Origin of the sequence: Cellulomonas aerilata (assembly GCF_007991755.1) — a bacterium.
GTDB classification, from domain to species: Bacteria; Actinomycetota; Actinomycetes; order Actinomycetales; family Cellulomonadaceae; genus Pengzhenrongella; species Pengzhenrongella aerilata.
The window spans coordinates 115,993-130,239 of the sequence record NZ_BJYY01000012.1; the positions used below are offsets into that span (position 1 = coordinate 115,993).

Below are 14,247 nucleotides of genomic sequence, written 5' to 3' on the forward strand. Positions count from 1 at the left end.
TGTCCCTGCCCACCGCCACCCCGTCGGACCGTCGACGAGGCATGCGTGACCTGCCCGTCGGCGTGAAGATCGCCGCCGCGGTGGGCTCGCTCGCTGTCGTCGCGATCCTCGTCTCCGTCCTCTCCGTCATCCGGCTCGGCCAGCTGGCCGCCACGACGGAGGAGATCTACGCCGACAGCGTCGAGCCGCTCGGGCTCCTCGCCGAGATCCAGCGCAGCTTCCAGGGCGACCGGGCCCGGCACCTGATGTACGCCACGGCGGACGCCGAGGGCCGCACGGTCCTGCTCGAGGAGCTGGCGCAGCGCAAGGTCGAGCTCGACACGATGCTGGAGGATTACGCGCCCATGGCCAGCAGCCCGCAGGGCCTGGACCAGCTGCTCGGCACGCTCGACGACTACTACGCGACCGTCGACGAGCAGGTGCTGCCGGCCGCGGACGCCGGTGACCTGGCGCTCTTCAACACGCGGATGAACGACCTCCGCGTCAACCAGACCACCCCCGTCATGGACGTGATGAAGGCGGAGTCGGACGAGCACCTCGGCGAGGCCGCCACGGCGTCCGACGCGGCCGTCGAGGTCACGTCGTCGTCCACGCGCCTCGTGCTCGTCGCCCTGGGCCTCGGGCTGCTGGCGGCGATGGCGCTCAGCGTGGCGGTCACCCGGACCGTCGTGCGCAACCTGCGCCGGGTGCAGCACGCCCTGGAGCGCCTGGCCGACGGCGACCTGACCGTCGAGGCGGGCGTGGACACCCGCGACGAGGTCGGTCAGATGGCGTCCTCGCTGTCCGCGGCGCAGACCAGCCTGCGTGCGGTCATGTCCGAGGTCGTGGAGTCCTCGCAGACGGTCGCCGCCGCCGCCGAGGAGCTGTCCGCGTCCTCCAGCCAGGTCGCCGCCGGCTCGGAGGAGACATCGGCCCAGGCAGGCGTCGTGGCCTCCGCCGCCGAGCAGGTCTCGCGCAACGTCCAGGCCGTCGCGGCCGGGGCCGAGCAGATGAGCTCGTCGATCCGCGAGATCGCGCAGAACTCCACCGAAGCGGCCAAGGTCGCCGCGCAGGCCACCCAGATGGCCGCGACGACGAACGAGACCGTCGCCAAGCTCGGTGCGTCCTCCAGCGAGATCGGCCAGGTCATCAAGGCGATCAACTCGATCGCCGAGCAGACGAACCTGCTGGCGCTCAACGCCACGATCGAGGCAGCCCGCGCCGGCGAGGCCGGCAAGGGCTTCGCCGTCGTCGCCGGGGAGGTCAAGGAGCTCGCGCAGGAGACCGCGCGTGCCACCGAGGACATCGCCCAGCGGGTCGAGGCCATCCAGGTCGACGCGAGCGGCGCGGTCACGGCGATCGGCGAGATCAGCGCGATCATCGGCTCGATCAACGACTACCAGCTGACCATCGCCTCGGCGGTGGAGGAGCAGACCGCCACGACCAACGAGATGAGCCGCGGCGTCGCCGAGGCCGCCACGGGGTCCGGGGAGATCGCCACGAACATCACCGGCGTCGCCGCCGCGGCGTCCTCGTCCACCGAGGTCGTCGGGCAGATGGGCAGCGCGGTCAACGAGCTCGCGGGCCTGGCGGCCGGGCTACGCCAGCGGGTGGAGCAGTTCACGTACTGATCGCGTCACCGCGTGTCCCGGAGCGCCGGGGAGCAGCCCTGCCGCTCCCCGGCGCTCCGTCGTCGGCGGCGACGCGTGGGCCGGTGTCAGCGACGCCGGGCTCGCTCCAGCAACCAGTTCAGAGCCTCGACCGCGTCGCCGAGCACCGAGATGTGACCGTCGGCGGGCCGCAGCCACAGCTCCGCACCGGGGATCGCGCTCGCGAGCCACTGCCCGTGAGCCGCCGGTACGACCCGGTCCTGGCCACCGTGCAGCACCAGCACCGGCGCACGCACGTCCTGCGGCCGGAAGCCCCACGGCGACACGTAGGCGAGGTCGTCGTCGACCATGCCGTTCCGACCCGTGCGGCCCCCCTCCTGGGCGACCTCGCCGAGCCACGACCACGGGCCGGCCAGGGCGGCGTGGTCCGCCGCGGTGAACTGCCCTGGGTCGAACTCCTCGCCCGACAGCAGGTCCACCAGCGCCGCCCGTCCACGGACGGCCGCCCTCACCCGCGCCTCCCCGGCGGGTGCCATGCCGGCGAACCAGTCCAGGCCGTCGGCGTCGGGCGGGGCGAGCCCGGCGCCGCAGACGACCGCCAGCACCCGGTCGGGCAGGGCGGCCGCGCAGGCGAGGGCGTGCGGGCCGCCACCGGAGTGGCCCATGACCGCGAAGCGCCCCACCCCCAGGGCGTCGACCACCCGTCGGACGTCGGCGGCGACGGACAGGACGTCGCGGCCCGGCAGCGCAGACGAGCCGCCGTAACCGGGGCGGTCGAGGGACACCCAGCGGATGCCCCGCCGGCGCGACGGGGCCAGCAACGGCTCCGGCGGGGGCCCGGTGTTCGGGGTCCCGTGGTGCCACACCACGACGAGACCGGGGTCGGTGCCGGGACCGTCGGCGGCGGGGATGCGCGGGCCGGTGTCGTAGACGCGCAGCGTGCGGCCGTCGTCGAGGGTGAGGTCGCGCTGGATGGTCACCCGCCGACCCTAGGGACGGGCGGCGCGCCCGGACCGCCTCAGGCCCGCTGCTGGGCCTCTCGCGGCCCCAGGAGCGGCGGTGTGCCGACGCACGGGTGGGCCCGGCCGGTTTCGAACCGGCGACCTCCGCGGTGTAAACGCGGCGCTCTGACCAGCTGAGCTACAGGCCCGTGTCGCGGCCCCAGCCTACCGAGACGCCGGCCACCCGACGGCCGCCCGCCGGGTCACCCGCCCCGTCGCCCGGAGGACGCGCGGACGAACCTGGCCGAACCCCTGCGGCCACCTACAGCGCCGCGAGCGCCGTCCGGTATCCCGCCAGGTCACGGGCCTGGCCCGGGGGGTTCACGACCGCCCAGCGGATGACGCCGTCGGCGTCGACGAGGAAGCTGCCGCGGACCGCGCGCCCCCGCTCGGTGTCGAAGACGCCGTACGCCGTGGCGGCCTGCCCGTGCGGCCAGAAGTCGGAGAGCAGGTCGAAGCCGTACCCCTCCTGCTCGGCCCACGCACGCAGTGCGTACGTCGGGTCGCACGAGACCACGAGCAGGCGCGCACCCGCGGAGTCGAAGAGCTCGATGTTGTCGCGCAGCTCGCACAGCTCCCCGGTGCAGACGCCGGAGAACGCGAACGGGACGAAGACGAGCACGACGGGCGCGCCGCGCAGCTCGGAGAGGGTGACCGGCGACCCGTGGGTGTCGGGGAGGGTGAGGTCGGGGGCGGGGTCACCGACCCGCAGCGGCACGGCCTCCACACCCGACGACGAGCCGACCGGCGCGGAGGTCGAAGGGGTCAACGCCCGCGGCCGCGGTTGCCGAGCCTCGTGGCGGACCAGTCCTCCGCGATGGCGAAGGTGCTCGTGGCGTGCAGGCCGGCGGTGGTCGCCGCCTCCTCGATCTCGCTGTGCCCCACGTGCCCCGCGCGACCCGGCTTGAGCGTGAAGACCCACACGAGGCCGGCGTCGTCGAGCACGGTCAGCACGTCGACCAGGGCGTCGGCGAGGTCGCCGTCACCGTCACGCCACCACAGCACCACGCCGTCGGTGACGTCGTCGTAGTCCTCGTCGACGAGCTCGGTCCCGGTGGTCGCCTCGATGGCGGCACGCAGGTCGTCGTCGACGTCGTCGGACCAGCCGAACTCCTGGACCACCTGGCCGGACGTGAAGCCCAGCCGGCTCGCAGCCTTGGGGCCCGCGTCGTCCGTCGGGTTCGCGGTGGAAGCCACGTGCAGTTCCGTTCCTCTCTCACGCCGGCGCTCCACGAGCACTCCCGTCGAGCCGTTGGCACACGCTAGCCCACCGCACGGCGGGGACGTGTGGCAAGGGCCACACGGGGGCGATGTCACCGACGTCACGCCCTCCGCCACGGCGCCGGTGTGACTTTCCGTGCCGCAGGGTCAGAGAATGGGGAGACTACCGACCGTCGACGGCGCGACCTGCTGCCGGCGACGGCGCGAATGCACCGGGGTCGACCGGCTCGACGGTGCGGTACAAGGCAAGGAGCACTGGTGGCTTCGTTCGACGAGACTGGACCGCTGATCAACGGTCTGCTCAGCCAGGTCCCCGACATCGATCCGGCGGAGACCAGCGAATGGCTCGAGTCGCTCGACGGTCTGATCGAGGACAAGGGCGGCCCGCGCGCGCGGTACATGCTGCTGAACCTGCTCAAGCGCGCGAGGGAGCGCAACATCGCCGTACCGGGGTCGCTGAACACCCCGTACGTCAACACGATCGGCGTCGACGAGGAGCCGTACTTCCCGGGTGACGAGGCCCTGGAGCGCCGCTACCGCTCGTGGATCCGCTGGAACGCGGCGGTCATGGTGACCCGCGCCCAGCGCCCAGGCGTGGGCGTCGGCGGCCACATCTCGTCGTACGCGTCGGTCGCGACGCTGTACGAGGTCGGCCTCAACCACTTCTTCCGCGGCAAGGACCACCCCGGCGGCGGTGACCAGGTCTTCTTCCAGGGCCACGCCTCCCCCGGCGTCTACGCCCGCGCCTACCTCGAGGGGCGGCTGTCCGAGCAGGACCTGGACTCCTTCCGCCAGGAGCAGTCGCGCACGAGCGGCGGCAAGGGTCTGCCCTCGTACCCGCACCCGCGCCTGCTGCCCGACTTCTGGGAGTTCCCGACCGTGTCCATGGGCCTGGGCCCGTCGGGCGCGATCTACCAGGCGTGGGCGAACCGCTACCTGCACCTGCGCGGGATCAAGGACACCTCGCAGCAGCACGTGTGGGCGTTCCTCGGCGACGGCGAGATGGACGAGCCCGAGAGCCGCGGCATGCTGCAGCTCGCGGCGAACCAGCAGCTCGACAACCTCACCTTCGTCGTCAACTGCAACCTGCAGCGCCTCGACGGTCCGGTCCGCGGCAACGGCAAGATCATCCAGGAGCTCGAGGCGCAGTTCCGGGGCGCCGGCTGGAACGTCATCAAGGTCGTCTGGGGCCGGGAGTGGGACGCCCTGCTGCAGGCCGACAAGGACCGTGCGCTCGTCAACCTGATGAACGTCACGCCCGACGGCGACTTCCAGACCTACCGTGCCGAGAGCGGCGCCTTCATCCGCGAGAACTTCTTCGGCCGGGACCCGCGCACGAAGCAGCTCGTGGAGAAGATGTCCGACGACGACATCTGGGCGCTCAAGCGCGGTGGCCACGACTACCGCAAGATCTACGCGGCCTACGCCGCGTCGATGGCGCACACCGGCCAGCCGACCGTCATCCTGGCGCACACCATCAAGGGCTACGGCCTGGGCTCGGGCTTCGCGGGGCGCAACGCGACGCACCAGATGAAGAAGCTCAAGTCCGACGACCTGAAGAACCTGCGCGACTCGCTGCGGATCCCGATCACGGACGAGCAGATCGAGGCCGACCCGTACGTCCCGCCGTACTTCCACCCCGGCCCGGACGCGCCGGAGATCCAGTACATGCTGGAGCGGCGTCGCAAGCTCGGGGGCTTCGTGCCGGAGCGCCGCGCGGGCGACACGACGCTGACCCTGCCCGGGGACAAGGCGTACGAGCTGCTGGCCAAGGGCTCGGGGCACCAGGAGGTCGCCACCACCATGGCGCTGGTCCGCCTGTTCAAGGACCTCGTCAAGGACAAGGAGATCGGCCACCGGATCGTCCCGATCATCCCGGACGAGGCGCGCACCTTCGGGCTGGACTCGATCTTCCCGTCGGCGAAGATCTTCAACACCCAGGGCCAGAACTACATGTCGGTCGACCGCGCCCTCATGCTCTCCTACAAGGAGTCCGAGGCCGGGCAGATCCTGCACACCGGCATCAACGAGGCCGGCTCCGCGTCGGCGTTCCAGGCGATCGGCACGTCCTACGCGACGCACGGCGAGCCGCTGATCCCGTTCTACTTCTACTACTCGATGTTCGGGTTCCAGCGGACCGGCGACCAGTTCTGGGCCGCCGGGGACCAGATGGCCCGCGGGTTCCTCATCGGCGCCACGGCCGGTCGGACGACGCTGACCGGCGAGGGCCTGCAGCACGCCGACGGCCACTCCCCGCTGCTGGCCAAGACGATGCCCCACGTCGTGCACTACGACCCCGCCTTCGGGTACGAGGTCGCGCACATCGTGCGGGACGGCATCCAGCGGATGTACGGGGACGACGGTCGCGACCCGAACGTCATCTACTACCTGACGGTCTACAACGAGCCGATGGTCCAGCCGGCGCAGCCCGAGGGCGTGGACGTCGAGGGCATCCTGCGCGGGATCCACCTCGTCTCCCCGGCCGAGGGCGAGGGCCCGCGGGCCCAGATCCTCGCGTCCGGCGTGGCGGTGCCGTGGGCGCTGGAGGCCCAGCAGCTCCTCGCCCAGGACTGGGGCGTCCGGGCCGCGGTGTGGTCGGTGACCAGCTGGAACGAGCTGCGTCGCGACGGCCTCGCCGCCGAGGAGGAGGCGTTCCTGCACCCCGGTCCGGACAACCGCCAGCCGTACCTGACGCAGAAGCTCGCCGGCGCCGAGGGGCCGTTCGTCGCGACGACGGACTACGACCACCTCGTCGCCGACCAGGTGCGCGCGTGGATCCCGGGGACGTACGCCACGCTCGGCGCGGACGGGTTCGGGTTCTCCGACACCCGTGCGGCCGCGCGTCGGTTCTTCCACATCGACGGGCCGTCCACCGCGGTGCGCGTGCTGCAGCAGCTCGCCAAGGAGGGCGCCGTCGCCTGGGACGCGCCGGGACAGGCGATCGAGAAGTACCGCCTGCACGACGTCAACGCCGGCACGTCCGGCAACACGGGCGGCGACTCCTGACCGCTGCCCGAGCGGTCCGGTCACCCCGCCCGGGGTGACCGGACCACCGTCCGGCACCGACCCGGACCACCGTCCCACCCGGCCGGCACCGCCCGTCGGCGCCGGCCGGCCGGACGACGAAGGCCCCGACGGATCGCTCCGTCGGGGCCTTCGTCGTCGTCGGTGGCGTCAGGCGCCGGCGGTCCGGCTCTCGGCCTGGGCGATCAGCGCACCCAGCTCGGCCTTGAGGTCCGCCACCGCGCGCTGGTCGCGGTAGAAGTCCAGGGACTGCAGGTGCTGCCGGGCCTCGTAGGCCCGGTCCGCCTCGAGCGCGGCGTGCACCAGGTGCTCGCCGACCTTGGGGGTGTGCTCCTTAGGCCGCCAGTGACCCACGCCCAGGCCGAGTGCCTCGACCGGCTGACCGGCGTCCCGCAGGACGGCGAGCCCCTCGGCCAGCGCCTCGCCGGACGGGTCCCGCTCGGCGGCGGTGAGCAGCCGGCGCATGGCGCCGTCGTGGTCGTCGTGCACCGACAGCCGCGCCAGCTCGATGAGCGGGTACCAGGCGCGCGGGTGACCGGCGAGCTCCTCGCCCAGGGACCAGACCGCCAGGTCGGCGGCCCGCTGCTTCTCGTACTCGTCGTGCGGGGCGGCCAGCGGGTCGCCGTCGACGACGTTCTCCGCGGCACGGCGCCGGACGATCTCCGCCAGCGCCTGGAACGCCCGGACGTTGTTGGGGTCGTCGGTCAGCATCGAGCGCAGCGCGTCCTCGTGCAGGGTGTCGCCGCGCCGCGCGGACGAGGTCGGACGTCGCGCGCCGACCTTCGAAGCCGACGACGGACGTCTGATCAGCTGGCGTAGTCGTGGGAGCAGAGCCATGCTGCGACCATAGCCGCAAGGGATCGTGGTCACCCTTCCATCGGGGCTCCCGGACCGCGTCGGACGCTCATCCGTGCGCCCCGTTTTTGTCCACCTCCCACAATCGCCGGCCCTATGCTCGGCGCATGATCTCGCACCCCGCGCCGGGCGCCGACACCCTGCGACGGGTCCGCGACGGTCACTCGCTGCTGGCCGCGGCTGCCCTGCGCCGGCTCGACGAGGACCTCGCCTGGTACCGCGCGCTGCCCGCCGAGGACCGGTCCTGGGTGGGACTGGTCGCCCAGGCGGGCATCCGCTCCTTCATCTCCTGGTACGGGGAGCCCGGCACCCCCGCGCGCGGCGTGGGCGAGATCTTCGCCGGCGCACCGCCGGAGCTGACCCGGTCGATCTCGCTGCAGCAGACCCTGCAGCTCGTCCGGGTCGCCGTCGACGTCGTGGAGGAGAACAGCGACCAGCTCGCGGCGCCGGGAGACGAGCGGGACCTGCGCGAGGCCGTGCTGCGCTACTCGCGCGAGGTCGCGTTCTCCGCGGCCGAGGTCTACGCCCGCGCAGCCGAGGTGCGCGGCGCGTGGGACGCACGCCTGGAGGCGCTGGTCGTCGACGCGCTGGTCCGCGGGGAGGCGGACGACTCGCTGCGGTCGCGGGTCGCGGCGCTGGGCTGGTCCGGACGCGGGTCGACGCTGGTCATGGTGGGGACCTCCACGTCCCCGCTGGACGACGTGCGGGCCTCCGACCTGCGCCGGGCCACCCGCCGGGCCGCCGACGACGCCCTCGTCGGCATCCAGGGCGACCGGCTCGTCGTCTTCCTGGGCGGCGAGGGGGACCTGCGGGCCGCCGCGACCAGCCTGCTCCCCCGGTTCGGCCCCGGCCCGGTGGTGGTCGGTCCCCTGGTGCAGGGCCTGGAGGACTCCGCCCGGTCGGCGCGCGCCGCGCTGGCCGGCCTGCTGGCCGCGCCCGCCTGGGAGCAGGCGCCGCGACCCGTCGCGGCCGACGACCTGCTGCCCGAGCGCGTGCTCACCGGCGACGTGACCGCCCGCCGGACGCTCATCGAGCAGGCGTACCGGCCGCTGCTGGCGAGCACCGGGTCCCTGCTGGACACGCTGTCCGCCTACCTCGGCACCGGGCGCTCGCTCGAGGCGGCCGCCCGCACGCTCTACGTGCACCCCAACACGGTCCGGTACCGGCTTCGCAAGGTGGCCGAGGTGACCGGCTGGGACCCGCTGGACGCGCGCGAGTCCTACGTCCTGCAGACCGCCCTGGCGCTCGGCCGGCTCGAGGTGACCTTGTAGCGTCCGGACAAAGCGCCCTCGGATCCTTCGTGCGGGTCGGCACGTCGGACCACCCGCCCGGTTCGGCACAGTGGACGGGTGCTCGTCGTCGCCTGCCCCGGCCAGGGGGCCCAGTCCCCCGGCATGCTCGCACCCTGGCTGGAGCTGCCCGGTGCGGCCGAGCTCCTCGGGACGTGGTCGGACGTGGTCGGCCAGGACCTGGTCGGGCACGGCACGACGTCGGACGCGGAGACGATCCGCGACACCGCCGTGGCCCAGCCGCTGCTCGTCGCGACCGCGCTGCTCACGGCCCGCGCGCTCCTCGCGGCCGGGACGGACCAGCGGCTCGACGAGGTCGACCTCGCGACGTCCGGCGGTGTCGACGTCGCCGCGGGTCACTCCGTCGGCGAGTTCGGCGCTGCGGCGATCGCCGGGGTGCTGACCGACGCCGAGGCCCTGGCTCTGGTCGCCGTCCGCGGCGCGGCGATGGCGCGGGCTGCCGCAGCCACGCCGACGGGGATGAGCGCGATGCTCGGCGGCGACCCGGAGGAGGTCCTGGCCCGGCTGGCCGCCCTGGGGCTGACCGCGGCCAACGTCAACGGGGGCGGGCAGGTCGTCGCCGCGGGGACGCTGGAGGCGCTCGCCGAGCTGGCTGCCGCGCCGCCCGCCCGCACCCGCGTGGTGCCCCTGCAGGTGGCCGGCGCCTTCCACACCACGCACATGGCACCGGCGGTGGCCGAGCTGGCCGCCCAGGCCGCCACCGTGCAGGCGCGCGACCCGCGCACGGTCCTGCTGTCCAACGCCGACGGCACCCGCGTGACCTCCGGTGCGCAGGCCCTCGACCGGCTCGTGGCGCAGGTCGCCAACCCGGTCCGGTGGGACCTGTGCCAGACGACCCTGCAGGCCATGGGCGTCACGGGCCTGATCGAGGTGGCCCCGGCCGGAGTGCTCACCGGACTGGCCCGACGTACGCTTCCGGGGGTCGAGACGGTCGCCGTGAAGACGCCCGCCGACCTCGGCACGGCCCGCGACCTCGTCGCCCGCCACGCGGGCGCGTCGCACGCCGCCACCCCCGACCAGCAGAGGAACCCGTCGTGACCCGACCGACCTTGACCCAGGCGACCGGCCCGGCGCACACCCGGATCCTGGGCCTGGGCGCCGCCCGCGGTGAGCTCACCGTCACCAACGACGAGCTCGTGGGGCCGATCGACTCCTCCGACGAGTGGATCCGCCAGCGGACCGGGATCGTCACCCGTCGCCGCGCCGGCGCCGGCACGGACGTCCTGGACCTGGCGGAGATCGCCGCCAACGACGCGATCAAGAACGCCGGGCTGACCGGTGCGGACATCGACGCCGTCCTGCTGTCCACGGTCACGTACTTCCACCAGACCCCGGCCGGCGCGGCGATCATCGCCGACCGCGTCGGTGCCACCCCGGCCGCCGCGTGGGACATCTCGGCCGCCTGCGCCGGCTACTGCTACGGGATCGGGCAGGCGGACGCCCTCGTCCGCGCCGGCACCGCCCGCAACGTGCTGGTCATCGGCGCGGAGAAGATGAGCGACTTCGTCGACCCGACCGACCGGAGCATCTCGTTCCTGCTCGGCGACGGCGCCGGGGCCGTGGTCGTCGGCGCGTCGGACACCCCCGGCATCGGCCCGACCGTGTGGGGCTCCGACGGCTCGCAGGCGCAGGCCATCCGCCAGACCCACTCGTGGCTGGACGTCCGTGACGGCGACGCCGGCTGGCCGACCCTGCGTCAGGAGGGGCCCACCGTCTTCAAGTGGGCCGGCTTCCAGATGGCGCCCGTCGCGCAGCAGGCGATGGCTGCCGCCGGCGTCGAGCCGGAGCAGATCGAGGCCTTCATCCCCCACCAGGCGAACATGCGGATCATCGACCAGATGATCAAGCAGCTGAAGCTGCCGGAGTCCGTCGTGGTCGGTCGGGACATCGCCGACACCGGGAACACCTCCGCGGCGTCGATCCCGCTCGCCACCGAGCGGCTCCTGCGCGAGGGCCAGGTGGACAGCGGCGCGCTGGCCCTGCAGATCGGCTTCGGGGCGGGTCTGGTCTACGCGGCGCAGGTCGTCGTCCTGCCCTGACACACTTCACCCCGTTCGAGACCAGCTCGACCCCAACAAGAGGAGACACCCCATGGCGCACAGCGAGCAGGAAGTCCTGGCCGGTCTGGCCGAGATCGTCAGCGAGGAGACCGGCCTTCCGACCGACTCCGTCCTGCCCGACAAGTCCTTCACCGACGACCTGGACATCGACTCCCTGTCGATGATGACGATCGTCACGCTCGCCGAGGAGAAGTTCTCCGTGCGCATCCCCGACGACGAGGTCAAGAACCTCGCGACCGTCGGCGACGCCGTCTCCTTCATCACCAGCGCGCAGGCCTGACGCCTCCGCACCCCGCACGGCCCCGCGAGCGGGCGCCCGCCCACCCTCGGCGGGCGCCCGCCGCACCCGCCCTTCCCGCCCAGGAGCCCCAGCCATGAGCACCGAACCCGACGTCGTGATCACCGGTCTCGGCGCGACCACCCCGCTCGGCGGCGACGTCGCGAGCACCTGGGACGCCGCGCTCGCCGGCAAGTCCGGCATCCGGACCCTCGACAACGACTGGGCGGACAGGTACGAGATACCGGTCCGCTTCGCCGGCACCCTGGCGCAGCCCGCGTCCGAGCGACTGTCCCGCCCGGAGACCAAGCGGATGGACCCGTCCGCGCAGTACGCGCTCGTCGCGGCGCGCGAGGCCTGGGCCGACGCCGGGGCGCCGGAGATCGACGGCGAGCGCCTCGGCGCCGTCGTCGCGTCCGGCATCGGCGGCATCTGGACGCTGCTCGACGGCTGGGACGTGGTGCGGGAGAAGGGCGCACGGCGCGTCCTGCCCATGACCGTCCCCATGCTCATGCCGAACTCCCCCGCCGCGAACGTCTCGATCGAGTTCGGTGCCCGGGCCGGCGTGCACGCGCCGGTCTCCGCCTGCGCCTCCGGCGCCGAGGCGATCGCGTGGGGCGTCGGGATGATCCGCTCCGGCCGCGCCGACGTCGTCATCGCCGGCGGCACCGAGGCCGTCGTCCACCCCATGCCGATCTCCGCCTTCGCGGCGATGAAGGCGCTGTCGACCCGCAACGACGACCCCGCCGGGGCGTCGCGGCCGTACGACGTCACGCGCGACGGCTTCGTCATGAGCGAGGGTGCCGGCGTCGTCGTGCTGGAGAGCGCCGAGCACGCCCGCGCCCGCGGCGCGAAGGTCTACGGCCGGGTGGCCGGCTACGGGATGACCGGCGATGCGCACCACATCGCCGCGCCGGAGCCGACCGGCGTCGGGCAGACCACCGCCATGCGCTACGCGCTGCAGGACGCCGGCGTCACCCCGCACGACGTCGTGCACATCAACGCGCACGCCACGTCGACCTCCGTCGGCGACATGATCGAGGCCCGCGGCATCCGTGCCGTCTTCGGCACGGACGCGGACCACATGCGCCTGTCGGCCACCAAGTCGATGACCGGGCACCTGCTCGGCGCGGCCGGGGCGCTGGAGTCCATCTTCAGCGTGCTGGCGCTGCGCGACCGGCTCGCTCCCCCGACCATCAACGTGTCCCAGCCGGACCCGGACCTCGACCTCGACCTGGTGCGCGACACGCCGCGGGAGCTGCCCCAGGGGCAGATCGCGGCGATCAACAACTCGTTCGGCTTCGGCGGCCACAACGTGGCCCTGGTGCTGACCAGCGCCTGAGGGGTCCTCGGCACGTACTGCGGCCCCGCACCGGACGTCCGGTGCGGGGCCGCGGTGCATGCGAGGCGGGCGCTCAGCCGACCCGGTGCAGCCACCGCACCGGCGCCCCGGCGCCGGCGTACCGGAACGGCTCGAGCTCGTCGTCCCACGCCTGGCCCAGCGCGAGGTGAAGCTCCACCTGCAGGCGGGCCGGGTCGCCCACGTGCTGCAGCGCGGCGCGGATGCGGTCCTCGGGCACGACGACGTTGCCGTGCACGTCGGTCGCCGCGTGGAAGATGCCCAGCTCGGGGGTGTGGCTCCAGCGGGAGCCGTCGGCCCCGTGGCTGGCCTCCTCGGTGACCTCGTAGCGCAGGTGCGCCCAGCCGCGCAGGGCGGACGTCAGCCGTGAGCCGGTCCCCTGAGGGCCCTGCCACGAGTGCTCCGCCCGGTACATCCCGGGCGCGGCAGGCTGCTCGATCCAGTCCAGCGACACGCGTGTGCCGAGCACGCTGCCCGCCGCCCACTCGACGTGCGGGCACAGCGCGCGCGGCGACGAGTGCACGAAAAGTACGCCGCGGGTGATGGCACCAGCCATGTCGTTCCTCCTGTCGGGTCGAGGTTCGTCTTCCCCAACGACCTCATCCCGAACCGGGAGGTGTGCACGGTGTTCGCGGCGTGCTGCGCGTCATCATGCCCTACGCGCCGCGGGCGGCGCCAACGCGCGCCCGCCACGGTCGGGTGACAGGGGCCCTACAGCTGCTCGCGGACGGCGCGCATGGCCTTCTTGCGGACCGACCGCTCGAGGCGGTCCAGGTAGAGCATCCCGTCGAGGTGGTCCACCTCGTGCTGCAGGCAGCGGGCCATGAGCTCGGTGCCCTCCACGACGACCTCGTGACCGTCCAGGTCGGTCCCCACCACCCGGGCGTACCAGGCGCGCTTGGTCGGGAACCACAGGCCGGGCACCGACAGGCACCCCTCGTCGCCGTCCTGGTAGTCCTCGGACAGCTCGACGATGGTCGGGTTGAGCACGTAGCCCACCTCGTCGTCGATGTTCCAGGAGAAGGCGCGCAGCCCGACGCCGATCTGGTTGGCCGCCAGACCCGCACGCCCCTCGGTGTCGACCGTCTCGACGAGGTCGGCGACGAGGGACCGGACGCGGTCGTCGACCTGGGTGATCGGCTCGCACGGTGTGCGCAGGACGGGGTCGCCGACGGTCCGGATCTCTCTCATCGCCATGGCGTCGATCCTGCCATGGCAGCGTGGACCGTCCGGCGCCACGACGGCACCGCCGGACGACGACGGTGCGTCGTCCGGCGGTGCTCGCCGGCGGGTGCCGGACGGCGGGCCGTCAGGCCTGCGGGTCGCGCTGCTCCGGGACCCCGGTGAGCAGCGTGCGGACCTCGTCCTCGTGGAAGCGGCGGTGGCCACCGAGCGTGCGGATGGCGGAGATCTTCCCCGCCTTCGCCCAGCGCGTCACCGTCTTGGGGTCCACCCGGAACAGCGTGGCGACCTCGGACGGCGTGAGCAGGGATCCGGACGCACTCGGGTCCTGCCCCGGGGACCGGGGGGTGAGGGGCATGGTCATCGCT

General features: G+C 73.4%; 14 protein-coding genes and 1 tRNA gene. 7 read left to right on the plus strand and 8 right to left on the minus strand.

Going from position 1 to position 14,247, the window contains the following annotated elements; translation table 11 throughout:
- The first annotated feature begins 41 nt into the window (after positions 1-41).
- Complete coding sequence (locus CAE01nite_RS07525) at positions 42-1,610, plus strand: methyl-accepting chemotaxis protein (protein WP_246131065.1); 1,569 nt, start codon at positions 42-44, stop codon at positions 1,608-1,610.
- Positions 1,611-1,696: 86 nt separating this feature from the next.
- On the opposite strand, the gene CAE01nite_RS07530 is transcribed toward CAE01nite_RS07525, so the two are convergent.
- From CAE01nite_RS07530 to CAE01nite_RS07545, 4 genes are all read right to left on the minus strand, one after another.
- On the minus strand, positions 1,697-2,569 hold the full coding sequence (locus CAE01nite_RS07530) for an alpha/beta fold hydrolase (protein WP_146902287.1): 873 nt from the start codon (positions 2,567-2,569) through the stop codon (positions 1,697-1,699).
- 96 nt (positions 2,570-2,665) lie between these two features.
- Positions 2,666-2,739, minus strand: a tRNA-Val gene (locus CAE01nite_RS07535).
- A 113-nt stretch (positions 2,740-2,852) separates the two neighbouring features.
- A complete protein-coding gene (locus tag CAE01nite_RS07540) occupies positions 2,853-3,308 on the minus strand; it encodes a peroxiredoxin (RefSeq protein WP_371862891.1) in 456 nt (151 codons plus the stop codon).
- Positions 3,309-3,355: 47 nt separating this feature from the next.
- The gene (locus tag CAE01nite_RS07545; RefSeq protein WP_146902290.1) at positions 3,356-3,787 is read right to left on the minus strand and encodes a DUF3052 domain-containing protein; all 432 of its coding nucleotides are present in this window, start codon (positions 3,785-3,787) and stop codon (positions 3,356-3,358) included.
- 282 nt (positions 3,788-4,069) lie between these two features.
- Here CAE01nite_RS07545 and aceE point away from each other — a divergent pair, with 282 nt between their 5' ends.
- Entirely contained in the window at positions 4,070-6,817 is a 2,748-nt protein-coding gene (gene aceE, locus CAE01nite_RS07550; RefSeq protein WP_146902293.1) for a pyruvate dehydrogenase (acetyl-transferring), homodimeric type, read from the plus strand.
- Between the two features lie 168 nt (positions 6,818-6,985).
- Here the strand turns inward: aceE and CAE01nite_RS07555 are convergent, their stop codons facing one another.
- Positions 6,986-7,672, minus strand: coding sequence for a hypothetical protein (locus CAE01nite_RS07555; protein WP_146902295.1), 687 nt, complete (start codon positions 7,670-7,672; stop codon positions 6,986-6,988).
- 125 nt (positions 7,673-7,797) lie between these two features.
- Between CAE01nite_RS07555 and CAE01nite_RS07560 the strand changes: the two genes are divergently transcribed.
- The 5 genes from CAE01nite_RS07560 to fabF all read left to right on the plus strand — a co-directional run bounded on the left by CAE01nite_RS07560 (position 7,798) and on the right by fabF (position 12,679).
- Positions 7,798-8,961: a PucR family transcriptional regulator gene (locus CAE01nite_RS07560; RefSeq protein ID WP_146902298.1), complete on the plus strand. Its 1,164-nt coding sequence runs from the start codon at positions 7,798-7,800 to the stop codon at positions 8,959-8,961.
- A 78-nt stretch (positions 8,962-9,039) separates the two neighbouring features.
- Complete coding sequence (locus CAE01nite_RS07565) at positions 9,040-10,038, plus strand: ACP S-malonyltransferase (protein ID WP_146902301.1); 999 nt, start codon at positions 9,040-9,042, stop codon at positions 10,036-10,038.
- Entirely contained in the window at positions 10,035-11,039 is a 1,005-nt protein-coding gene (locus tag CAE01nite_RS07570; protein WP_146902304.1) for a beta-ketoacyl-ACP synthase III, read from the plus strand. The genes CAE01nite_RS07565 and CAE01nite_RS07570 overlap by 4 nt, the downstream gene beginning before the upstream one ends.
- A gap of 52 nt (positions 11,040-11,091) precedes the next feature.
- Positions 11,092-11,340 (plus strand): acyl carrier protein, encoded by a 249-nt coding sequence (locus CAE01nite_RS07575; protein WP_146902307.1) that lies wholly within the window; start codon positions 11,092-11,094, stop codon positions 11,338-11,340.
- 94 nt (positions 11,341-11,434) lie between these two features.
- Positions 11,435-12,679: a beta-ketoacyl-ACP synthase II gene (fabF, locus tag CAE01nite_RS07580; protein WP_146902309.1), complete on the plus strand. Its 1,245-nt coding sequence runs from the start codon at positions 11,435-11,437 to the stop codon at positions 12,677-12,679.
- A gap of 73 nt (positions 12,680-12,752) precedes the next feature.
- Here fabF and CAE01nite_RS07585 read toward each other — a convergent pair whose 3' ends face one another.
- From CAE01nite_RS07585 to CAE01nite_RS07595, 3 genes are all read right to left on the minus strand, one after another.
- A complete protein-coding gene (locus CAE01nite_RS07585; RefSeq protein WP_146902312.1) occupies positions 12,753-13,253 on the minus strand; it encodes a DUF3145 domain-containing protein in 501 nt (166 codons plus the stop codon).
- A gap of 155 nt (positions 13,254-13,408) precedes the next feature.
- Entirely contained in the window at positions 13,409-13,894 is a 486-nt protein-coding gene (gene def / locus CAE01nite_RS07590) for a peptide deformylase (protein WP_146902315.1), read from the minus strand.
- Between the two features lie 112 nt (positions 13,895-14,006).
- A complete protein-coding gene (locus tag CAE01nite_RS07595; protein ID WP_425549755.1) occupies positions 14,007-14,243 on the minus strand; it encodes a BldC family transcriptional regulator in 237 nt (78 codons plus the stop codon).
- Between the last annotated feature and the right edge of the window lie 4 nt (positions 14,244-14,247).